The 20,328-nt window shown below is 59.6% G+C and carries 20 protein-coding genes, 2 tRNA genes and 1 pseudogene; 7 read left to right on the top strand and 16 right to left on the bottom strand.

Going from position 1 to position 20,328, the window contains the following annotated elements:
- Positions 1-234: 234 nt before the first annotated feature.
- From HGP17_RS30300 to rplU, 8 genes are all read right to left on the bottom strand, one after another.
- Positions 235-816 (bottom strand): nicotinate-nucleotide adenylyltransferase, encoded by a 582-nt coding sequence (locus HGP17_RS30300; protein ID WP_246704297.1) that lies wholly within the window; start codon positions 814-816, stop codon positions 235-237.
- Between the two features lie 37 nt (positions 817-853).
- Positions 854-2,137: a glutamate-5-semialdehyde dehydrogenase gene (locus HGP17_RS30295; protein ID WP_168815125.1), complete on the bottom strand. Its 1,284-nt coding sequence runs from the start codon at positions 2,135-2,137 to the stop codon at positions 854-856.
- The gene (gene proB, locus HGP17_RS30290) at positions 2,130-3,299 is read right to left on the bottom strand and encodes a glutamate 5-kinase (RefSeq protein WP_168815124.1); all 1,170 of its coding nucleotides are present in this window, start codon (positions 3,297-3,299) and stop codon (positions 2,130-2,132) included. Before proB ends, HGP17_RS30295 begins: the two co-directional genes overlap by 8 nt.
- Positions 3,296-4,411, bottom strand: coding sequence for a GTPase ObgE (gene obgE, locus HGP17_RS30285; RefSeq protein WP_168815123.1), 1,116 nt, complete (start codon positions 4,409-4,411; stop codon positions 3,296-3,298). The genes proB and obgE overlap by 4 nt, the downstream gene beginning before the upstream one ends.
- A gap of 268 nt (positions 4,412-4,679) precedes the next feature.
- Positions 4,680-5,267, bottom strand: coding sequence for a GNAT family N-acetyltransferase (locus HGP17_RS30280; protein ID WP_168815122.1), 588 nt, complete (start codon positions 5,265-5,267; stop codon positions 4,680-4,682).
- The gene (locus HGP17_RS30275) at positions 5,264-5,899 is read right to left on the bottom strand and encodes a GNAT family protein (protein ID WP_168815121.1); all 636 of its coding nucleotides are present in this window, start codon (positions 5,897-5,899) and stop codon (positions 5,264-5,266) included. The genes HGP17_RS30280 and HGP17_RS30275 overlap by 4 nt, the downstream gene beginning before the upstream one ends.
- Before the next feature lie 129 nt (positions 5,900-6,028).
- Positions 6,029-6,298, bottom strand: a complete 270-nt coding sequence (gene rpmA / locus HGP17_RS30270) for a 50S ribosomal protein L27 (protein WP_007790980.1) — start codon at positions 6,296-6,298, stop codon at positions 6,029-6,031.
- A gap of 32 nt (positions 6,299-6,330) precedes the next feature.
- Entirely contained in the window at positions 6,331-6,648 is a 318-nt protein-coding gene (gene rplU / locus HGP17_RS30265) for a 50S ribosomal protein L21 (protein WP_034481231.1), read from the bottom strand.
- Between the two features lie 304 nt (positions 6,649-6,952).
- On the opposite strand from rplU, the gene HGP17_RS30260 reads away from it, so the two are divergent.
- Positions 6,953-7,042, top strand: a tRNA-Ser gene (locus HGP17_RS30260).
- Positions 7,043-7,146: 104 nt separating this feature from the next.
- On the opposite strand, the gene HGP17_RS30255 is transcribed toward HGP17_RS30260, so the two are convergent.
- The 3 genes from HGP17_RS30255 to HGP17_RS30245 form a co-directional block, all read right to left on the bottom strand.
- Complete coding sequence (locus HGP17_RS30255; RefSeq protein ID WP_168815120.1) at positions 7,147-7,896, bottom strand: hypothetical protein; 750 nt, start codon at positions 7,894-7,896, stop codon at positions 7,147-7,149.
- 52 nt (positions 7,897-7,948) lie between these two features.
- On the bottom strand, positions 7,949-8,344 hold the full coding sequence (locus HGP17_RS30250) for a cupin domain-containing protein (RefSeq protein ID WP_168815119.1): 396 nt from the start codon (positions 8,342-8,344) through the stop codon (positions 7,949-7,951).
- Between the two features lie 208 nt (positions 8,345-8,552).
- On the bottom strand, positions 8,553-9,473 hold the full coding sequence (locus HGP17_RS30245) for an alpha/beta fold hydrolase (protein WP_168815117.1): 921 nt from the start codon (positions 9,471-9,473) through the stop codon (positions 8,553-8,555).
- Positions 9,474-9,623: 150 nt separating this feature from the next.
- Between HGP17_RS30245 and HGP17_RS30240 the strand changes: the two genes are divergently transcribed.
- The gene (locus HGP17_RS30240) at positions 9,624-10,088 is read left to right on the top strand and encodes a helix-turn-helix domain-containing protein (RefSeq protein ID WP_168815115.1); all 465 of its coding nucleotides are present in this window, start codon (positions 9,624-9,626) and stop codon (positions 10,086-10,088) included.
- A gap of 26 nt (positions 10,089-10,114) precedes the next feature.
- Here HGP17_RS30240 and HGP17_RS30235 read toward each other — a convergent pair whose 3' ends face one another.
- From HGP17_RS30235 to HGP17_RS30225, 3 genes are read right to left on the bottom strand one after another with little or no spacing between them, the layout of a single operon-like run.
- Positions 10,115-11,794, bottom strand: coding sequence for an iron ABC transporter permease (locus HGP17_RS30235; RefSeq protein WP_168815113.1), 1,680 nt, complete (start codon positions 11,792-11,794; stop codon positions 10,115-10,117).
- An 11-nt stretch (positions 11,795-11,805) separates the two neighbouring features.
- Positions 11,806-12,765, bottom strand: coding sequence for an ABC transporter substrate-binding protein (locus tag HGP17_RS30230; protein WP_168815111.1), 960 nt, complete (start codon positions 12,763-12,765; stop codon positions 11,806-11,808).
- A gap of 34 nt (positions 12,766-12,799) precedes the next feature.
- On the bottom strand, positions 12,800-13,870 hold the full coding sequence (locus tag HGP17_RS30225) for an ABC transporter ATP-binding protein (RefSeq protein ID WP_168815109.1): 1,071 nt from the start codon (positions 13,868-13,870) through the stop codon (positions 12,800-12,802).
- A gap of 525 nt (positions 13,871-14,395) precedes the next feature.
- Here HGP17_RS30225 and HGP17_RS30220 point away from each other — a divergent pair.
- Together HGP17_RS30220 and HGP17_RS30215 are read left to right on the top strand one after the other, a co-directional pair.
- A complete protein-coding gene (locus HGP17_RS30220; RefSeq protein WP_168815107.1) occupies positions 14,396-15,766 on the top strand; it encodes a GGDEF domain-containing protein in 1,371 nt (456 codons plus the stop codon).
- Between the two features lie 107 nt (positions 15,767-15,873).
- On the top strand, positions 15,874-16,536 hold the full coding sequence (locus tag HGP17_RS30215) for a flavin reductase family protein (protein ID WP_168815105.1): 663 nt from the start codon (positions 15,874-15,876) through the stop codon (positions 16,534-16,536).
- Between the two features lie 51 nt (positions 16,537-16,587).
- Here HGP17_RS30215 and HGP17_RS30210 read toward each other — a convergent pair whose 3' ends face one another.
- Positions 16,588-17,193, bottom strand: a complete 606-nt coding sequence (locus HGP17_RS30210; protein ID WP_168815103.1) for a TetR/AcrR family transcriptional regulator C-terminal domain-containing protein — start codon at positions 17,191-17,193, stop codon at positions 16,588-16,590.
- 74 nt (positions 17,194-17,267) lie between these two features.
- On the opposite strand from HGP17_RS30210, the gene HGP17_RS30205 reads away from it, so the two are divergent.
- Positions 17,268-18,449: a TCR/Tet family MFS transporter gene (locus HGP17_RS30205; RefSeq protein ID WP_168815101.1), complete on the top strand. Its 1,182-nt coding sequence runs from the start codon at positions 17,268-17,270 to the stop codon at positions 18,447-18,449.
- Positions 18,450-18,497: 48 nt separating this feature from the next.
- On the opposite strand, the gene HGP17_RS30200 is transcribed toward HGP17_RS30205, so the two are convergent.
- A complete protein-coding gene (locus HGP17_RS30200; protein WP_168815099.1) occupies positions 18,498-19,415 on the bottom strand; it encodes a DUF1003 domain-containing protein in 918 nt (305 codons plus the stop codon).
- 449 nt (positions 19,416-19,864) lie between these two features.
- On the opposite strand from HGP17_RS30200, the gene HGP17_RS30195 reads away from it, so the two are divergent.
- A tRNA-Gln gene (locus HGP17_RS30195) sits at positions 19,865-19,938 on the top strand.
- Between the two features lie 278 nt (positions 19,939-20,216).
- Positions 20,217-20,328: pseudogene (locus HGP17_RS33845) on the top strand (dTDP-glucose 4,6-dehydratase); the annotation flags it as partial.

The raw sequence follows: 20,328 nt of genomic DNA, 5'->3' as shown, positions 1-20,328 counted from the left end.
AATTTTAAGAGCTATGTATTCAATGCATTGCTGCAATGCGCAATCCGCCATTTATCAATCAGCAAAATCTGGTAAAACATAATCATCGAAACGGCGATCTCCTCCTCCCAATGCCGTTCGATATGGATCAGCAACTCTCCTCCTCCCAGTTGCTGATCAGGTTCAAAAGCCCGACGCACCTCCTCCCGCGTCGGGCTTTTTATTTTCCAAGCATTTACAAAAAAATTGGCGGAATTATTGTGCGGCGCGCAGGGCGGTCGAGCTTAGCGCCGAACGCGGTCCATGGATGAACGTCCAGGCTGGCGCACGCTTCTTCCAGAGCACACGGGCATCGTCCTCATCCACGCGGGCGTAGTGGAACGTCTTTGCCATCTTGGCGGAGAGGTAGGACAGTGTCGATCCGGGCCTGTCGATGACCGCGATCGGGAAAGTGCGGGCGATTTCTTCCCACTTCTGCCAGCGGTGAAAGGTGTTCAGGCTGTCGGCCCCCATGATCCAGATGAAGTGGACATGGGTGTTGCGTGCCTTCACATGCGCCAGGGTGTTGGCCGTGTAGCTCATGCCGAGCCTTTGCTCGAACGCCGTGACCTTGATGCGCGGGTTGTGGAGCAGCTGCTCGCTGAGTGCGATGCGTTCGGCAAGCGGCGCCAGGTGATTGCGGCTCTTCAGCGGATTGCCCGGCGTCACCATCCACCACAGCTGATCGAGGCCGAGCCTGCGAATGGCGATCTCGGCGACAAGTGCGTGGCCGCGGTGCGGCGGATTGAACGAGCCGCCGAAAAGGCCGACCACCATGCCGCGCTCGGCATGGGGCATGCGCAGATAGCGTTGATCGACCTCTTCTTTCAGCACGTCAGGGCCGTATCTGTCCGGTGCCGCGAACGCGATATTTGAAGGAGGTGAGCTGCTCGACGCCAACAGGCCCACGCGCATGCATCTTGCCGGTGGCAATGCCGATTTCCGCGCCCATGCCGAATTCGCCGCCATCGGCAAATTGCGTCGAGGCATTGTGCAGGAGGATTGCCGAGTCGATCTCTGTAAAGAAGCGTCCGACAACAGCCGGGTCTTCGGCGATCACCGCCTCCGTATGGTTCGACGAATATCTGTCGATATGCTCGATCGCGCCCGAGATACCATCGACCAGCGCCACCGAAATGATCGCGGCAAGATATTCGGTCGTCCAGTCTTCCTCGGTTGCGGCCTTTAGGCCGGGTGCGAGCTTGAGAACGTCAGCCGAGGCGCGGATTTCACAGCCTGCCGCTGCAAGCCCATCAAGCAGCGGCTTCAGGTGAGTGGAAGCGACCTTCTTGTCGACCAGCAGCGTTTCGGCGGCACCGCAAATGCCCGTACGGCGCATCTTGGCGTTGACGACGATCGCCTTCGCCATTTCCAGATCGGCCGAAGCGTCGATATAGATGTGGCAGAGGCCTTCCAGATGCGCAAAGACCGGCACGCGCGCCTCGGTCTGGACGCGTCCGACGAGGCTCTTGCCGCCGCGCGGCACGATCACGTCGATATTGCCTTCAAGGCCCCGCAGCATGGCGCCGACGGCGGCACGGTCGCTGACGGGCACGAGCTGGATGGCATGTTCCGGCAGGCCGGCCGCCTTAAGGCCTTCGACCAGGCAATCATGAATCGCCTGCGAAGAACGACGCGAATCGCTTCCGCAGCGCAGGATCACGGCATTGCCGGCCTTCAGGCACAGCGCGCCGGCATCGGCCGTCACGTTCGGCCGGCTTTCGAAGATGACGCCGATGACGCCGAGCGGCGTGCGCGTGCGCTCGATCTGCAGGCCGTTCGGACGATCCCAGGCCGCAATGACTTCGCCGACCGGATCGGCAAGGGCGGCAATCGCCCGGATGCCCTCGGCCATTTCGGCGACGCGCTTGTCGTTCAGCGTCAGGCGATCGACGAAGGAGGCGAGCATATCCGTGCCCTCGACATCCTTCAGATCCCGAGCGTTTTCGGACAGGATATGATCCTTGCGGGCCAGAATGGCATCCGCCATGGCGTTCAATGCCTTGTTCTTGCTTTCGGTCGAAGCAAAGGCCAACGGTCGCGATGCAGCCCGGGCCTTGCGGCCGATATCGTTCATCAAGGTATCGATGTCGGGGCTTTGTGCGACAGTATCAAGCATGCGCTTCGTCCTTCTTCAACTTCTCGGCCTTCGCCTTGACGGATGCCGTCATGACGAGGTCGTCGCGGTGCACCATGGCGGCGCGGCCGGCATAACCGAGGATCGCCTCGATCTCTGCCGATTTGCGGCCAGTAATTTGGCGCGCTTCTTCGGCATCGTAGCCGGCTAGACCACGGGCGATCTCGCGCCCCGACGGGCCGATGACGGCGACCGTGTCGCCGCGGCCGAAATGACCGACGACGTTGCGCACGCCGGCCGGCAGCAGGCTCTTGCCGGCGCCGAGCGCGGTCACGGCACCCTCGTCGACATGCAGCTCGCCAGCCGGCTGCAGCTGCCCTGCAATCCAGGTCTTGCGGGCGGTGACGGGTGTGCCCGATGGTGCGAACCAGGAGGAACGGGCACCGCTTTCGATCGCGTTCAGCGGCCGATCTGTCTTGCCCGACGCGATGATCATGGCGCAGCCGGCACCGGTGGCAATCTTGCCCGCATCGATCTTCGTGCGCATGCCGCCGCGCGACAGTTCCGAGGCGGCGCCGCCGGCCATGGCCTCAATCTCAGGCGTGATGTCGGCGATGGTATCGAGGAATTTCGCTTGCGGGTCGAGATGCGGAGGCGCGGTATAGAGCCCGTCGATGTCAGACAGCAGGACAAGAAGGTCGGCGCCGGTCATGGTGGCGACGCGGGCGGCGAGGCGATCGTTGTCGCCATAGCGGATTTCGCTGGTCGCGACTGTATCGTTCTCGTTGATGATCGGCACGGCGCCGATCTTCAGAAGCTGGTTGATGGTGGCGCGGGCGTTCAAGTAACGGCGGCGCTCTTCGGTGTCGCCGAGCGTCAGCAGGATCTGACCGGCGACGATATCGTCGTGAGAGAGGCTTTCCGACCAGGCGCGGGCGAGCGAAATTTGGCCGACAGCCGCTGCCGCCTGACTTTCTTCCAGCTTCAGAGCCCCGGAGGGCAGATCGAGTACAGAGCGCCCGAGCGCGATGGCGCCCGAGGAAACCACAAGGACATCAATGCCCTTGGCCTTTAGCGCAGCGATATCGGCGCACATGCCGTCGAGCCAGGATTTCTTCAAGCCGGTCTTGCGATCGACCAGGAGAGCAGAGCCGATCTTGATGACGATGCGGCGGTAGCGGTCGAGCGGCTTGCGGGCTGTCATCCCTGCTGCTCCCCGTCGCTGCCGTCTTGTCCGTCGGCATCCGCCTCGTCCAGATCGTCGGAGACCTGAACATCGCGATGCCGTACTTTCACAGTCTTTGCCGGCTTGTCCGCTTCGCCGGCATTGGCTTCGACGATGACGTCGCGTAGCGCACGCAGCACTTCGGTCATGCCACGGCCGGTGACGGCGGAAATCTGGAAGGGCGTCTTGCCGCAAGCCCGCGCCAGTTCGCGCGTCTTCTTCTTCAGCGTTTCTTCGTCCACCACGTCGATCTGCGAGAGGGCGACGATTTCAGGCTTGTCCGGGATGCTGTTGCCGTAGGCTTCGAGTTCGTACTTTACGGTCTTGTAGGCCTTGCCGACTTTTTCTTCCTGCGCCGAGACCAGATGCAGCAGCACGCGGGTGCGCTCGACATGGCCGAGGAAGCGGTCGCCGATGCCGACGCCTTCATGGGCGCCTTCGATCAGGCCGGGAATGTCTGCGAGAATGAATTCCTGCCCATCGATGGTGGCAACACCGAGATTGGGATGGAGCGTCGTGAACGGATAGTTGGCAATCTTCGGGCGCGCGCGGCTGACGGCGGCAAGGAAGGTCGATTTTCCGGCATTGGGCAGACCGACGAGACCCGCATCGGCGATCAGCTTCAGTCGCAACCAGATGGTCTTTTCTTCGCCGGGCAGGCCGGGATTGGCCCAGTCCGGCGCCTGATTGACCGAAGATTTGAAGTAGGCATTGCCGAAGCCACCGTTGCCGCCGGCCGCCAGCCGGAAACGCTGGCCTTCCTGCGTGATGTCGCAGATCAGTGTTTCGCCATCTTCCTCGAAGATCTGCGTGCCGACAGGTACCCTCAGCGTCACGTCTTCGCCCTTGGCGCCGGCGCGGTTCTTGCCCATGCCATGCGTACCGATCGTTGCCTTGAAGTGCTGCTGGTAGCGGAAGTCGATCAGCGTATTGAGGCCGTTGACCGCCTCGACCCAAACATCGCCGCCGCGGCCGCCATCGCCGCCATCCGGGCCGCCGAACTCGATGAATTTCTCTCGGCGGAAGGAAACGCTGCCCGCGCCGCCGTCGCCTGAGCGAATAAAGACTTTTGCTTCATCGAGAAATTTCATCTTACGTCCGTCACTCGGTATCGGCGCATATCCCTTCGGATCGAATGGGATTCAGAAAAGCCTATGCGCTCTTTTCCATGGTTGCCGCGCCTCACGCATCCAGGGGACGCATTGGGCGGCCGTTTGCCCGTCATGTCGCCTTCGATATAGGCGCTTCGGGCTGAGGTCAAAGAATATCGTGCGGCTCCCGTGCCATAAAGGGGCGGAACTGCATGATTGGTATGTAGGTCATCGCCGGTTTGACCGGCGATGACCGATTCCAGGGATCTCAGGCCGCCTGAAAGAGCCGCAGCGCGCCCGGCTTCAGCGTGGTTTCGATGTGCGGAACCATGGTGTTGCGGGCAAAGCTGTAGATCTCCGAGCAACCGGTGATCTCGAAGCCGAGCTTTTGCTGCAGCTTCAAGGATGCCGGATTGTCGGCGAAGACGCCGGAATGGATGGCGACTTCGGGCATGCGACGGGCAAAACGTTCGAGCGCAGCCTTGACCGCTTCGGTCATGATGCCTTGCCGCCAATAGAAGCGGTTCAGCCAATAACCGAGGTGCCAGCGGCCGTGGCGGAGCTCGATACCGACGTTGCCGATATGGGCATCATCCCGCTCGGTGATGGCCAGTTCCCAATCGGTGCCCAGTCCGGCGGTGTGCTCGACCAGCCAGTCGAGCGCATCCTGCCGGTCATAGGGCGCGGGGACGCGGGCCAGCATGCGGGTGACGGCGAAATCTGAAAGCGATTCCGCGATCATGTCGGCGTCGCTGAGCCGGTGCGGGCGCAGCGTCAGTCGGCCGGTCTGGATGACCGGCGTCGGCCCGGGTGTCAGGATCCGGTCGTTTCGACGGGTGAGGGCGAGCGCGTTCATCTCTGACCTCCCCAGCTACGCAAGGATATCCAGGTCTTGCGATCGAGCCTGTACCATTCGACCGGTACGGTGCTGCCGAGCGCCAGGGATGCGGCGAGGCCCGATCCCTGAAACTGGAAGCCGCACTTTTGAATGACCCGTCTCGAGGCGACATTCATGACCCGGCAACGGGCATCGATCTGGGCGACATTCTCCCGCGTGCGGAAGACCATGTCGACCAGCGCGTGTGCTGCCTCGGTCGTGTAGCCCTGGTTCCAATAGGGTTCGCCCAGCCAATAGCCGATCTCGACGGTGCGCGGATCGGCCGTCGGCTCGACCCCGCAGCATCCGAGAAAGGCGCCGTTGTCGGCTTTCGTAATCGCATAGACGCACTTGCCAATCTCGCCAAGTTTCGTGCGTCGCACGAAATCGGCGGCATCATTGGCCGTATACGGGTGCGGCATACGCGACACCATCGTGGCGACATTGGCGTTGTTGGCGAGATGGGCAAGGGCGTCGATGTCTTCTTCGTGGGGCGCGCGCAGAACGAGCCTTTCCGACAGTAAGACGGGGCAATCGGTCCTTAACCTATCCGGCCTCAGCCGTTCTTCGGGAGACCTTGATTGGTCTTCCCTTAACAATTCGCCTTGCATGGTTCAGTCCTCCTTGGTTGAGGGTAAAGAAAAAGGGGAGATGGCGCCCCATCTCCCCTTTTTTCTTGACTGAACCTTGTAGCGTCAGCCGGGTCGATGAGACGCCGGCTGTTTTAGAGCGCTACCGGCTTATTCCGCTGCTTCCGCTTTCGGCATTACAGACACGTACACGCGGCCATTGGCCTTCGTACGGTAGTTCACGTTGCCCGCCGTAAGCGCAAAAATCGTGTGATCCTTGCCGAGGCCAACGTTGGAACCCGGGTGCCACTGCGTACCGCGCTGACGCACGATAATGTTGCCTGCGATGACGGTTTCGCCGCCGAACTTCTTCACGCCAAGGCGCTTGGATTCGGAATCGCGACCGTTGCGCGAGGAACCGCCAGCTTTTTTGTGTGCCATTGGAGTTCTCCTTTAAACCCTGATCCCGTTACTTACTTGGCAGCCACGATGTCCGTGATGCGGACAACCGTGTGATGCTGACGATGGCCGCGCGAACGCTTCGAGTTCTGACGACGGCGCTTCTTGAAGGCGATGACCTTCTTGCCGCGGTTGTGCTCGACCACTTCGGCCTTGACGGAAGCGCCCTGAACGAAGGGAGCACCAATCGCAGCGTCGGCGCCTTCGCCGATAACGAGGACTTCGGTGAATTCTACGGTGTCGCCGGCGGTGACTTCGAGCTTCTCGATGGTCAGCACGTCGTTTGCTGCCACTCGGTACTGCTTACCGCCGGTCTTGATGACTGCGAACATTTTTTATCCTTTCATGTTCGTTCCAGCTCTCTCGTCCCGAAGGCGAGTGGCTGTCTTTTTATCAGTCTGAGTTTAGCAGGAATTCCAGAGACTTAATGGTCTCGAAAAGATCTGCCGGTGAAACCCTGCGCAAAGCAGGGCTGGCAAGGCACGGACTTATCCACACCTATTGCGCCGCACGGATATATAAGCGTCCCTGATCTGTCAAGGCGAAAGGATGAAAAGCTTTCATATTCGCCCTTGCTATCCTCTTCGTCTCTCGCTATGTAGCCCTCCGCGCCTGACAGCGCCGACCAGCATAACCGGAGAGGTGGCAGAGTGGTCGAATGCACCGCACTCGAAATGCGGCATACCTGCAAGGGTATCGTGGGTTCAAATCCCACCCTCTCCGCCAGTCACAAGATGTTTGTGAGGCATTTTGTTACCTTTGCTCGCAGCTGAATCTCATATTAATTGGTATTTCTAAAAGTCTTAAACAAAAAGATGAGATGAGATTCGCTAGTCGAAGTCTGCCAGAATGGGCTTTCGGGCAAGCTTTTCATAAACAGCTGCTAGCTTCAGGGATGTCGTTGTCGGAGTCGGCGCAAACCACGACAGATTCGCTCTTAAGGACGATATGAACGTAAGGAAATCGACAGCAGAGATTGTTTTATAAAAATTCAATGGTCGACCGTAGTCAGAGTCACGGTATCTGCCATGGGTTATGCCGTGCCTATTAGTTTTATCCGCTAAACTATAAAGCGATGAATCTGTATAAATGTAGTCCCGCGTAAAACTTTCGAATGCAATGAACATGGACTCGATTTCGTCCATGTCGCCCATTTGCTGTCGGCGAACCTCGTTTAGGCAATTTGAGGCTAGAGTGGCAAACACTTTGCGCACCCCGAGCTTGGGCGCTCCTTCTCCTCTGACATTCAGCAGCTCTCGCCCGGCGCCCTCAATTACGGGAATTAAGCCGGCAACGGCGGTATGGTGAAGTCCAGCAAAATGAGCTGCAACGGCCTCGGCAATTGTCTGTCGGTACTCGCTGATGACGGGAGTGATTGGATATCGATCACATACCATAGCGGCAACGCCAATAGGCTCATAGAGATAGGCCATGCGGCCCTCAAGCTCATCTTGGGTAAAGCTACCGTTTGATGCACGAATTGCAGAAGCCAGTGATGCTAGGTGCCCCATCTGAATGTATGGCGGGATAAACCAGCCGACACTATTAAAATGCCGCTCCCATTCTTCTAGCTTTCGCATGAGTAAAGCGTCCTGCTGAGATCAAGTTCATAAACGGCGTGCTTTCTCGTGCTCACCCCTCCGGAAACCGATAGACCACGTCCGCAAAAGACCCGGTCGGAAACACGTAGAAGAATTTCAGATTGGCGGATGATTCGTTGCGGATGCCGTGTTCGGCGTTGCCGGGGATGAAGACTGTTGTGCCGGATTTGACGGCCGTCTCTTCTCCGTCGATCTGGACGATGCCGGTTCCCTCGAAGATGAAGTAGATTTCCGATGGGTTGTGGCGGTGCGGCTTGAGTTCGCCGCCGGGCGCGAGGTCTGCGATGCCGGCGCTCATGCTGTCCGTGGGGGTCATGTCGCTGCTGAGCAGCGTGTGCCAGGAGATGGAGCCATGGACAGGGTCGTTCCATCCGTCGCGCGGGCGCTCTTCGGCTGTGGTGATAACGGCTTGCGATCGTTTTGTCATTTTGCCTCAAAACGTTGGGTCAGCAACCATTGCCGAACGGTGTCACAATCGTGGAGAATGTCAATTGGATGGGTCTCTGGTTTGACGTTTGCCGCGATTCCTGTCTTGGCGTTTCTCGCGGGCAGGGAGAGGCGAGATCGGGACGTGGTGAGGGCGGGAGGGTTTCCCGCTCCTCTGTTTGGGTCGCGATTAACTTGACCTTATGGCCTCAGCTCCGTCGCAGGAAATCCGCGATCAGGCTCGAGATGGTTTCCGGCGCATCCTCGAAGCAATAATGGCCGACACCGGGGAGGCGTTCGATGGGGCCCGACGGGAAGAGGGCGGAGAAGAGCGGCAGGAAATGTTCCGCATGCAGCGTCCTGTCCGCTTCGCCCCATATGGCGAGCGCCGGTTTGCCACGGATGATGCGCTGGGCTGCGGGATCAGGTATCTCGAATTGATGGGCGTCGGTCGCAAAGCCTTTGGCCCAGCCGAGCGCGCCGAGGCACTCGGCCGCGGTGGCAAAAGGCGTGCCATAGGCTTCGATCCAGGTGTCGTCGATGACGCCGTTGTTTTCAAAGCCATTGAGCTTGAGCGTGCTCAGAATGTTATAGCCGAGATTGTCGAGCACGGGCTCCAGCGTGCCATCGGCTTCGGCCTTGAGAATCCATTGAAACCACGGGGATACGGCGGCATTTGCCACGCCTCGCTCCATGCTGTCAGGTTGGCCGAAGGGCGTTGGGCCGTTTGCGGAGATGATGCGACTGATACGGTCAGGATGACGGGCGGCAAGGGCCATGCCGACCGGGCCGCCGAAATCATGCATAACGAGGGTGATATCGGTGAGGCCGAGCGCGAGCACGAAAGCCTCCAGATTGGCGATATGATCTTGCAGCCGATAGCTGCGGTCGGCCGGTGTTTCGCTTTTGCCGAAGCCCATGTGGTCGGGAACGACGACGCGGTGCGTGCGGCTCAAGGTCGAGATGAGGTGTCGAAACAGATAACCCCAGGTTGGCTCGCCATGCAGGCAGAGAACGACTTCGCCGTCGCGTGGTCCTTCATCGACGTAGTGCATGCGAAAACCCGGTGCATCTGTGAAATGCGGAGCGAAGGGGAATGTGCCTGCGAAGGTGGCGTCAGAGGGAATCATATTGCTCTCCTATCGTGGTTTTAGTTTGAAACCATAACTGCGATAGCTCTTGTGGTTTTAATTTGCAACCGTTATATTCGAGTGACGATGCGACGGCTTATCGGCGTCGCTTCGACAAGGATGAATGAAAGCGAGCGAGGGCAGAGCGGCATGGCCAAAAGAGTAAGCCACAGGGATTCCATGTGCGGGGTGGCGCGGCCGCTGGATGCGATCGGTGACTGGTGGTCGCTGTTGATCATCCGCGACGCCTTCGATGGGCTGCGCCGGTTCGGCGAGTTTCAGAAGAGCCTCGGGCTTGCCAAGAACATCCTCTCGGCCCGGCTGCGCAATCTCGTTGCTCACGGCATCATGGATACCGTGCCGGCCGCCGATGGCAGCCCCTATCAGGAGTATGTGCTGACGCAGAAGGGGCAGGGCCTGTTTCCGCTGCTGGTGGCGCTTCGCCAATGGGGCGAGGATTTCTTCTTCGCGCCAAATGAGCCGCATGTAACGCTGGTCGACAGGGTGACAAGCCTGCCGGTGCGGCGGCTGGAGCTGCGGGCGCAGGATGGGCGGATGCTGATGGCCGAGGACACTCTGGTCGTCGTGCCGCCGCCCGTGGATGAGAGCGAATAAACTAGCCGGCGCTCTTTGCGCAGAACCTATTCGGCGACGAGCCCGCTGCGGCGCAGAAGTGAGAGGAAGAGAAGCGGGATCAGCGTCGTCAGGATGATCGTCACGAAGGCCATGGCCATGCCGAGGCCGATCGAGCCTTGTTCGAACTGTCGCCAGATGAAGGTAGCGATGGTCTGCATACCGACGGGCGCCAGCACGATCGAGGCGACGAGCTCACGGGAGGCGAGCGCGAAGACGAGCAGCATGGCGGATGCCAGGCTCGGCAGCACCAGCGGCAGCAGGATGCGGCGGAAGACTGTCAGTGTTCCGGCACCCGAGACACGGGCGGCAGCCTCGAGATTGTCGCCGATCTGCTGGAAGGCGGCGGCGGAATAGCGCGCCGTCTGGGGCAGCAGGATGCAGCAATAGGCCAGCAGCAGGATGATGCCGGTGTTGTAGGGCGTGAATGGCAGGCCGGGCATGTTCCAGACGAGGATCAGGCCCACGGCGACGACGATGCCGGGGAGCGCATTCGGCAGCACGGTCATAATGTCGATCAGCATGCGGCCGCGCATCTTCGTTTTCACGACGGTATAGGCTGCTGTAATGCCGATGAGACCGGTGATGACGGCGGTGCCGACACCGAGCGCTAGGCTGTTGCCGAGGGCGGCCAGCGCGCCGGCGCTGTTGCCGAAGACGGAAGCGAAATTGTCGAAGCCGAGATTGTCGATGACGAGGCCGCGCGAGATCGTTTTCGAGAGCGCGGTTGCGAGGATCGACAGCATGGGCACGCCGGTCGCGAGGAACGAGACGATGCCGAAGGCCAGCAGAACAGGCGCGGTCATCGCGCCGAGCGGCCGCTTGTCCTTGTTCTGCGGCTTGCCGCTGACGGTCTGGTAGGAGCGGCGCGAAAGAATCCGGCGCTGGATGAGAAATGCGATCAGCGAGATGATGACGAGGGTGAGCGACAGGATGGCCGCACCCGGCAGGTCGATCGGCCAGTCGCCGATGCGGGTGTCGATGCCGGTCACAAGCACCTGGAAGCCGGCGCGACGGCCGAGCGCTGCCGGCGTGCCGTATTCCTCGATCGCGGCGGCAAAGACCAGCAACAGGCTGGCGGCAAGGCCCGGTGCCGACAGCGGCAGCGTGATCCGCCAGAAGGCGCGTGCGGGCGAGGCGCCGAAGACGCGGCCGACATCGGCATAGCGGGCGCCGACGGCCTCGACCGTGCGCGAGACGGCGAAATAGACCACCGGAAATGTGTTGAAGGTCATGACCACGGTCATGCCGGCCAGGGAGAAGAGGGTCGAGGCGAGGTTGAAGCCGACGAGCTGCTGGAGATAGCCGCGCGGCTGCAGCGTCATGATCCAGCCGAGCGTGGCGATATAGGGCGGGATCATGAAGGGCGTCAGCAGTAGCACGTCCCATACCGGCGCGAAGGGAATGCGGTAAAGCGCCCGCAATACACCAAGGGGAACGGCGATAACAGCCGAGGCGAGAACGACGGCGCAGCCAAGAAGGATGGTATTCGTCGTCATGCCGATCAGCGCTTCATCGGCCAGCGTCTTGCCGATGGCCGAGAAGGGGGCCGCAAACGAGCCTTGCCCGAGCGAGGGAAAGACGGCCTGCAGCACGACTGCGACGAAGGGAAAGGCGACAATGATGATCAGCCCCAAGGCTGCGAGCCAAGCTGCCGGCACCGGAGCGCCTGTTCCCTTCGCACTCATTCTTTCAAGCCTTACTTGCCGCCGAACAGATCGCTGATCTGCTTCAGGATTTCCTTGCGCTTGCCGTAGACGGCATTGACGTCGTAATCGAGCAGCTTGAGATCGCTCATCAGCGGCCGCGAGGCCGGGATGTCGGAGCGGGCCGGCATCAGGAAGGTGGCTGCAACCAGCTTCTGGCCCTCATCGGACAGCATGTAGTCGACGAACTTCTTGGCTTCGTCCTGATGCTTGGACCAGTTGAGGATCATGACCGGGCGCGGTGCGATGACCGTACCGGACTGCGGGAAGATAACGTCGACGCTCTCACCCTTGGCCTTGGCGGCGAAGGTGATGTAGTCGACGGCGCCGAAGACGGCGGCCTTGGCGCCCTGCAATACCGGGTTCAGCGCTTCGGCGTTGGCGCCGGCGATGACGGCTCCATTGTCCTTCAGATCCTTGAAGAGCTTGTCGTTATCCTTGGCGCCGAGGGCGGCCGTCAGCTCGAAGGAGGAGCCGGACTGGGCGGGATCGGGAATATTGACGAGATCCTTGAATTCCGGCTTGGCGAGATCGGCCCATTCCTTCGGCTCGGACGTGCCGCTCTTGGTGTTCCAGGCGATGCCGAGCGCCGACACACCCTGGGCAACCGCGGTTTCCGACTTCAGAAGTGCCGGGACCTTCGCCGCATTCGGGCTGGTGTAAGGCACGAGCCAGCCGCGCTTGGTGAAATCGGTTGCCGTATCCCAAGAAGCCGAAATCAGCACATCGACGGCCGGGTTGGAGGCTTCGGCCTCAATGCGCGCCATGACCTTACCGGTCGTTGCCTGGAAGACGTTGACCTTGATACCCGTCTGGGCGGTGAAGCCGGCGGACAGCTTGTCGATCAGGTTCTGCGGGCCTGCGGTGTAGACGGTGATATCGGCATGGGCGACGCCGCCCAGAAGCGCGCTCGAAAGTGCAAAAATTGCAATTGATTTCAGCGATTTAAACATCTCTTCCTCTCTATAGTCTCAAATCATGGTCCTGCTAGAACCACAGGATGCTGTCGGTATCGACCGAAAGGCCGATCTGCTCGCCTGCCCGGACCTTGACCGGGCTCAGAACCTGTAGCTCGATGCCGGTGGTGCCGTGCGGTGCGGCGGTGACGAGGTGGCCATCTCCCCGGAAATGCGAGCGGATCGCCGTTGCCGTCAGGCTCGGCTCAGCGGCCGCACCGAGCGAGATGGCGCGTGTGGGGATAAGAATTCTGGCCCTGTCCCGTCCTGGTCGCGCTGTGCTTGACAACACATGCGTGCTTCCCGCCAGCCGCCAGCCATCGTCTCGCCACTCGAGATCGGCCGTGCTGCCGAGCCGCAGGAACTCGGCGACTTCGGGTGACGCCGGACTTTCGATCAGGATATCCGGCGAGGCGAGCTGGGCAATCTCGCCGGCGCGCATGATCGCGACTTGGTCAGCAAGCGTCAGGGCCTCGCTGTGGTCGTGCGTGACGTAGATCGCCGTCAGGCCGAGCGTGGCGATGAGTTCGGCAAGTTCGCCGACCATGTTTTCGCGCAGTTCGCGGTCGAGATTGGAGAGCGGCTCGTCGAAGAGGATCAGCTGCGGTTCGGCGACGATGGCGCGGGCGATCGCCACGCGCTGCTGTTGGCCGCCTGAAAGATCGCTTGGTCGCCGCTGCGCAAGCGCCGAAAGCCCGACGCGCTCCAGCGCCCGCCTGGTACGCTTCTCGCGATCAGCCTTTGAAACGCCGCGCATTTCAAGGGGGAATGCGACGTTGCCGCCGACGGTCAGATGCGGCCAGAGAGCGTAGTCCTGGAAGACCATGCCGAGATTGCGCTTTTCCGGCGGCACGAAGGTCTTCGATCCCGCATCGGCAACCACTTGGCCGGAAATGCTGATCGCCCCTTTGGTCGGTGCAAGCAGCCCGGCAACGAGACGAAGAAGGGTCGTCTTGCCGCAGCCCGAAGGGCCGAGGAGCGCGAGCGTCTGTCCCCTGGCGAGCGAAAGATCGATACCGCCCAGAACGATCGCCTTGTCGTAATGAAGTTCCAATCCTGTTGCCGAAACGGCAGCCTGGATCCGGTTTGCGTCACTTGTCATCGGAAAATCGGCGTTTCTAAAATCTGCAAGCCTGAGTAGAGGCGCTGCATGACAATGGTGTGACGAATTCACGTCAAGTTGTCTTGCGGGCCACGCCGCCAGGGTCATTCCGCTGCCGGATGATACCGGGGTCTATTGGCGGCGTGTCTCGATAAGTCGATCTCGGATGGAGTGGACCGGAGACAGATATTTGTCAGCGCCATATCCAGTCCTGATCGATTGGTTCGGCAATACAGCCATTCTTTTTTGCTATGGCTTCCGGGGTTTACTCTTGATCCTTATGGGTTATTTCAGCCGTCAACTCATTGTTCAATTCTGCTTTGCTTCGACTTGGTCTCGAATGGACCGGCGTTGAAGATCAAAAGCTCGTTGTTGTTTCGGCAGCTTCGGTCTTTTGCGCGAGCGTCACGTTCAAAGCAGCGGTCGTCCGATGAGCGTGCCTGCGACGTCTGGCCCACGAGGGGAAGGACATGGATTGCACGGGCAATATCAGGGAACCGATTTTTGAGCCAGGAAAGTACCGTAATGCCGGAACGTATCGCGCGAGAATGGAACGCTCTCGTCGAGAAGACGTCGACAGAAACGCGCAACATCGTCCACACGATCGTCCACACCTACGAGGATGAGCTGAAGCAGCGCTACAGAGCCTATCTGGAAGGCGATCCCGATCTTCTTTCCCTGATCGGCGAAGATGCCAATCTGGCCGCCTTCACGGCCCGGTTCATGGAATGGGTGCAGCAGCTCGTCAACCGCGAGGCGACATCCGGCGAGATCTTCTTTTCGCAGCAAGATAGCCTGGGCGAGACAATGGCGCGTATCGGCTTTCCGCCGCACGCTGTTTCGCGATCGATCCGCAAGATCAAGCTATGGTTTCTGCGCCATCTGTCGGAGACCGATGTTTCCCGACAGCAACTGGTCGACGCGATGGCCTTTATCATCGGGCTTTTTGATATTGCGCTCGAGATCCGTGAGGCCAGCTATCAAAAAGGCGTAGCCTCGAATGCGCGCGTCAACGAAGCCTATCGTCTGCATCTGCTCGGCCAGAATCTGGCGATGGAGCGGGAGCGCCAGAGGGCTGCTCTCATGGAGTGGGGGCACGGGCTCCTGGCTTCCTTTTACCAAAGCGCCTCCTCCGCCGGCTTGCCGCGGCTTTGGAAGAGCGAGCTCGGCCTCTGGCTGAACCACAAGGCTCATATCCTGTTTGAGCGCGAGCCCAAACTTGAGCTGATCAAGACCCTTGTTACCCGGATCGACAACGAGCTCGTTCCAGCGCTGGAGCGCGTGAGCTTCAATGACCGCTCGCAGATCAGCGATGCCGCGCGAAAGATCGAGGAGGAGCTTTCGGCAATCAAGTTCCTGCTGAGCGGTATTTTCGAAGCGCATATCGAAGTCGAAAGCGGACGGGACCCGCTGACGCAATTGCTGACGCGCCGTTTCATGCCGTCTGTGCTGATGCGTGAGATACAACTGCAGAAAATGTCCGTCGCCGGCGGCTTTTGTGTGCTGCTGCTGGATATCGATCATTTCAAGCGTATCAACGACACGCATGGCCACAAGGTGGGCGATCAGGCGCTTCGGTCGGTCGCGGTCGCGATTACCGAAACTGTCCGCCAGACCGATTTCGTCTTCCGCTACGGTGGCGAGGAAATGCTGATCGTGCTCGTCGAATGCGATGAGGGGATGGGCTTGCAGGTTGCCGAAAAGATCCGCGCCGAGATTTCCAGCCTGTCGGTGCCGCTTGCCGATGGCGGCAGGCTTGCCGTCACCGCCAGTATCGGCGTTGCCGCCTTCCAGGTCGAACTCGATTACGAGCGTATTCTGGCGCGTGCCGACAAGGCGGTTTATGCGGCCAAGGAGAGTGGCCGAAACAGGGTGAGGTTGGCATCCGCTTCCTGAGGCTGATGACGTCATTTGTCGTGGCTACCGGGAATGGTTCGTTCGATGACGAACTATTCCCCGCCCTCCGGTGGTTAAACTGAAGTCCTCAAAAGGAGGATTTTGCGATGTTGACGGACAATGCCGAACTCACCCCGATTGAGGACGATCGCAGGCATATCGAGATCAAGCCGAGCGTCCTTTATATCGGTACGCCCGTGGCGCTGATCACCAGCCTCAATGCAGATGGAACGACGAATATTTCGCCCATGTCCTCGGTCTGGACCCTATTCGATCGCGCCGTGCTGGGTCTCACCGCCAGCAGCAAGGGGCGGGAAAACATCATGCGCGAACGCCAGCTCGTGCTGAATTTCCCTGCGCCGGATCTCTGGCCCAAGATCGAGACGCTGGCTCCGACGACGGGCCGCAATCCCGTTCCGCCGCACAAGCAGAAGATCGGTTATCGCTTCGAGGCCGATAAATTCGATGTTTCCGATCTCACGCCGCAACCCGCCGAGCTTGTCCGGCCGTTGCGGATTGCCGAATGCCCTATTCAGTTCGAAGCGGAGATGGTTGCGGCCCATACGCCGGGAGGTGACTGGCCCGCCGAGCGTCCGGAAGCGTTCTGGATCATCGAAGTGAAGGTGCTGCGTGTCCATGCTCACAGGAATATTGTCGTGCCGGACACCAACCATATCGACACCGCGCAATGGAGCCCTCTGCTTTACGTTTTCAGGCATTATTTCGGCCTCGGGCCGGATCTGGGCCGGACCTTCAAGGCGGAGCGATAACCGCTCCGTGCACGCCGAAATGATCACGCAGTGCCTGCCCGGCGAGGCCGTCTATCCGGCGGCTTCCGCCCCGGTGATCAACAGCTCGAGACCGCCATTGAAAAGGGCTTCATGCCCGCTTGCCCGGTAGAACCTGAGCGCGCTGGCAAGGTTCGGCCGGCTTTTGGCCGCCTGATCGAGGGCGGCCTTGTCAGCCGGATCGCCCGCGTCCGCCTGCTCTTCCAGCACGCATCCGACCACATAGCGGCTAATGGCAATCTGCAGGCCAAGGGCTCTTCCCGGATCGAAACCGGCAGCGACCAGACATTCGAGCTGAGCCTCAATCGAATCGAGATCTGTTGGATCCGCCTCCGTTCCGGCATGAACGCGGGCGCCGTCGCGCCATGCCAATAGCGCAGAACGGAAGCTGCGGGCATTGACGCGCACGAATTCCTGCCAGGTTTCTCCGGCTAAGGGGGCTGTGCGCGTGTGGTTCCGTCTCAGCATCTCGGTGTTCATCGCTGCCAGCAGCGCCTGCTTTCCTTTGAAATGCCAATAGAGTGCCGGTTGCTGGACGCCCAGGCGTTGGGCGATCAGCCGTGTCGAAAGCCCATCGATGCCGACCTCATTCAGAATAATCAGCGCGGTATCGACGATCTGGGCCCGATCGATTTTCATGACCTCTCCGATTGACAGTTTAGAGTGTATAATTTATCGGCGATAAAGTTCCTTATCAACGATAAATTTATGCTATGAACAAGATGCTTCTGACCATTCTGGCTGTGGTCATCCTCGATGCTGCCGGCACCGGGCTTGTAATGCCGATCCTGCCGGAGCTTTTGCGGAGAGTCGCGCATACGCCCGATCTTGGCTGGCGCTACGGCGCTTTCCTGTCGCTTTATGCCGGGCTGCAGTTTCTCGCCGCTCCCGTTATCGGAACTCTCAGCGATCGCTATGGACGCCGGCCCGTTCTGCTGATCTCGCTGGCTGGCGGCATGATCGATTATGCCTTCATGGCTTGGGCGCCGGGCTTCTGGTGGCTGTTTCTCGGCCGTGCCGTTTCCGGCCTCACGGCCGCCAATGCCTCGGTTGCGGCCGCATGTTTGACGGATATTACCCCGCAAGAGAAGCGCACGCGCGTCTTCGGGCTGCTCAGCGCCTGTTTCGGCATCGGCTTCATTCTCGGACCCGTCATCGGCGGCTTGCTCGGCACTGTATCCCTTCGCGCGCCGTTCGTGGCTGCCGCCGCTCTCGTGATGACAAATTTCATCGTCGCGTTGTTCGTCTTGCCGGAAACCCGTGCGATCACGCCGGAGCGCATCGATCCAGCGGCGTTTCATCCGCTCGCGCCACTGCGCTGGGTTGGCGCCTTTCCGGCGTTATTGCCGCTGCTGTTCCTGTCTCTGGTTCTCGGCATGGTCGGCGAGGTTGGCGGCACCATATGGGTGCTCTACGGTCAGGACAAATTCGGCTGGGATACGATGACAGTCGGCTTGTCACTCGCGGGCTTTGGCCTCTTCCATGCGCTGGCCCAGGCTTTTGTCGCAGGATCTTTGAGCGAACGATGGGGCGAGCGTGCCGCGCTGATCGTTGCGATCATCTGTGATAGCGCCGCCTATGTCGCGATTGCCTTTGCGACGCGCGGTTTTGTCGCCTTCCTGCTGTTTCCGCTCTTTTGCCTGGGTGGTATCGGTCAGCCGGCGCTGGTGTCATTGATGACGCAGCGTGTGAGCGCCGACGATCAGGGGCGTCTCCAGGGCGTGCTGAGCAGCCTGACGAGCCTTGCATCCGTCATTGCGCCTCTCGCCATCAGCGAAATCTATTTCGCCTCGCGGCCAATCTTTCCCGGGCTGGTCTGGATTGTCGGCGCGTCGCTTTATCTCGTTTGCATGCCGGTATTGCTTGCGACGCGACGAAAGGCGGCCAGCGCATAGATCTGCCGCCCCTGGCCGGCGAGCAGCGATGCGCCGCCCCGCAGGCGCTCAATTCAATGAATCGTCCGTGTCGGGATCCTTGACCTTGCCGAACAGGCTCTTCAACGCGCTTGTTTTCGCCTTCGTTGCCTTATTGGCCTTGATCGCGCGTGTTGCGGCCTTGGCCTGTTCCAGCATCATCTCGATCTGGATCTGCTGAATTTCGGTCAACCGCTCCCATTGGCGATTGAGGAGATGGTCGACCTTTTCATGCAGATGGCGGATTTCCAGCTCAGCCTTGAGGTTCACCTTGTAATCGTTGAGTGCGCGCAGCCGATCCTTCTCTTCCTGACGTCGCTGGCTCATCATAATGACGGGCGCCTGCAGCGCGGCGATCGTGGATAGGACCAGGTTCAGCAGGATGAACGGATAGGCATCGAACGCCTGCTTCTCGCCCAAGACGATGTTGACGGCCATCCAAACGCCCAGAAACAGACAGAAGGAAATGATGAAGGTCCAGCTGCCGCCGAAGGAGGCAACGCCATCTGCCATGCGGTCGCCGATGGAACGATGGTCTTCGTAATCCTCCTCGATGTTCTCGGCCAGCGTATCGTGCGTCTTCAGGCTTTCGACGACTTCATCTTCGAGCGTGGAAAGCTCGCCGCGCTCGTCCGTCAAAAGCTCGGCAATATATTGAGCGCGATAGTCATCCATCACCTTGCGGCTGATATAGTCGTCAGCGCGAAGCTCGGGATGTTTCTGGCGCATGAAATCCGCCAGCGAAGGGCGCAGGTCGTCGACGTGAACGGCGTCCTTCTTCTTGAGCGTTTGGCCGGTAATGGCATCCACGAGCTTGACGGACTTGGCCTTCGCCTGGGCAAGGCTCTTGGTGTAGTCGTCCATCTCCACCACGGTCGGCGCTTCGCCTTCGCCGGCATCGAAGTCGACGATCCCGTCCGCCGGATCAAAGGTCTTCGTTTCTGTCATGCGGGGGCCCTCTTTTCGGTTTCGCGCTCATTTAGCCAATAATGCGAACAGGAATGTGACTGTTAAAAGACGGCCTGAATCTGGGATATCACCGTCTTGTCCGCACTGGCTCCACGTTTCATAACGTCATTGTCCTAAACAACGGCAAATGAAATTCCGACTTCCGGTATTGTGGCTATTACAAACCTCGAAAGCACCGGCCTGCACCGGCCTAAAGCTCATGCCATTAGACCATTCTGACCCACGAATCGCCGCACAATTACGCATCTCATATCAAAGCCCAACGACTGCCATCCGCCGCATTACGGCAAATATCGAAGACCATCGCCATCCATAGGCTCCATCCTCCAAAAAAATGCCGGGGCCCGCGTTAAAGTGTTTGCATCCTCGCAAAATTCGATTATAGAGGCCCTGCTTTGCCCGCGGAACACAAGAGGTTCGGCGGTCGATGGGGAATAGTTCAATGGTAGAACGACGGACTCTGACTCCGTTAATCTTGGTTCGAGTCCAGGTTCCCCAGCCAATTCTCAAATTCATAGATAGTGCATTTTAAGCCTTTAGGGGCTTAAACCAATTTGTATGAATTTCACTCATCGAAAATCGATACAATAGTTTGACCGCGTTCACTAATGGTGCGTCTGGTTGTGTTTCGGACTGTCTCGGGCTATCTGGTGGCTCGGTTCAGACACTCGAGTTCCTTAATTTATTGTCATTGGCTCTCTTTTAGGCGAAAATTCCGCCGCAATGAGGTTAATGACCGCAAATGAAATGGTGCCGAAGTTTGGTAGAAATGGATTTTAGATGACGATATTGGTTTCTGGTGGAGCCGGGTTCATAGGCGGGAATTTTGTTCTTGACTGGATTGAGCTGCAGGAAGAAACGGTCATCAATCTCGACAGGCTGACCTATGCCG

This window comes from Rhizobium sp. P38BS-XIX, from assembly GCF_012641435.1.
GTDB lineage: Bacteria > Pseudomonadota > Alphaproteobacteria > Rhizobiales > Rhizobiaceae > Rhizobium.
The sequence above is the reverse complement of the archived record's forward strand: the minus strand, read 5'-3'. Positions and strand labels throughout refer to the sequence as shown.

Coding starts and splice junctions, on each gene's coding strand:
- proB (WP_168815124.1), bottom strand. CDS start 3,299: ATGACAGCCCGCAAGCCGCTCGACCGCTACCGCCGCATCGTCATCAAG.
- HGP17_RS30230 (WP_168815111.1), bottom strand. CDS start 12,765: ATGTTTAAATCGCTGAAATCAATTGCAATTTTTGCACTTTCGAGCGCG.
- HGP17_RS30275 (WP_168815121.1), bottom strand. CDS start 5,899: ATGCAAGGCGAATTGTTAAGGGAAGACCAATCAAGGTCTCCCGAAGAA.
- HGP17_RS30235 (WP_168815113.1), bottom strand. CDS start 11,794: ATGAGTGCGAAGGGAACAGGCGCTCCGGTGCCGGCAGCTTGGCTCGCA.
- HGP17_RS30280 (WP_168815122.1), bottom strand. CDS start 5,267: ATGAACGCGCTCGCCCTCACCCGTCGAAACGACCGGATCCTGACACCC.
- HGP17_RS30300 (WP_246704297.1), bottom strand. CDS start 816: ATGCCCCATGCCGAGCGCGGCATGGTGGTCGGCCTTTTCGGCGGCTCG.
- HGP17_RS30220 (WP_168815107.1), top strand. CDS start 14,396: ATGCCGGAACGTATCGCGCGAGAATGGAACGCTCTCGTCGAGAAGACG.
- HGP17_RS30295 (WP_168815125.1), bottom strand. CDS start 2,137: ATGCTTGATACTGTCGCACAAAGCCCCGACATCGATACCTTGATGAAC.
- HGP17_RS30225 (WP_168815109.1), bottom strand. CDS start 13,870: ATGACAAGTGACGCAAACCGGATCCAGGCTGCCGTTTCGGCAACAGGA.
- HGP17_RS30200 (WP_168815099.1), bottom strand. CDS start 19,415: ATGACAGAAACGAAGACCTTTGATCCGGCGGACGGGATCGTCGACTTC.
- HGP17_RS30205 (WP_168815101.1), top strand. CDS start 17,268: ATGAACAAGATGCTTCTGACCATTCTGGCTGTGGTCATCCTCGATGCT.
- obgE (WP_168815123.1), bottom strand. CDS start 4,411: ATGAAATTTCTCGATGAAGCAAAAGTCTTTATTCGCTCAGGCGACGGC.
- HGP17_RS30255 (WP_168815120.1), bottom strand. CDS start 7,896: ATGCGAAAGCTAGAAGAATGGGAGCGGCATTTTAATAGTGTCGGCTGG.
- HGP17_RS30215 (WP_168815105.1), top strand. CDS start 15,874: ATGTTGACGGACAATGCCGAACTCACCCCGATTGAGGACGATCGCAGG.
- HGP17_RS30245 (WP_168815117.1), bottom strand. CDS start 9,473: ATGATTCCCTCTGACGCCACCTTCGCAGGCACATTCCCCTTCGCTCCG.
- HGP17_RS30210 (WP_168815103.1), bottom strand. CDS start 17,193: ATGAAAATCGATCGGGCCCAGATCGTCGATACCGCGCTGATTATTCTG.
- HGP17_RS30240 (WP_168815115.1), top strand. CDS start 9,624: ATGGCCAAAAGAGTAAGCCACAGGGATTCCATGTGCGGGGTGGCGCGG.
- HGP17_RS30250 (WP_168815119.1), bottom strand. CDS start 8,344: ATGACAAAACGATCGCAAGCCGTTATCACCACAGCCGAAGAGCGCCCG.
- rpmA (WP_007790980.1), bottom strand. CDS start 6,298: ATGGCACACAAAAAAGCTGGCGGTTCCTCGCGCAACGGTCGCGATTCC.
- rplU (WP_034481231.1), bottom strand. CDS start 6,648: ATGTTCGCAGTCATCAAGACCGGCGGTAAGCAGTACCGAGTGGCAGCA.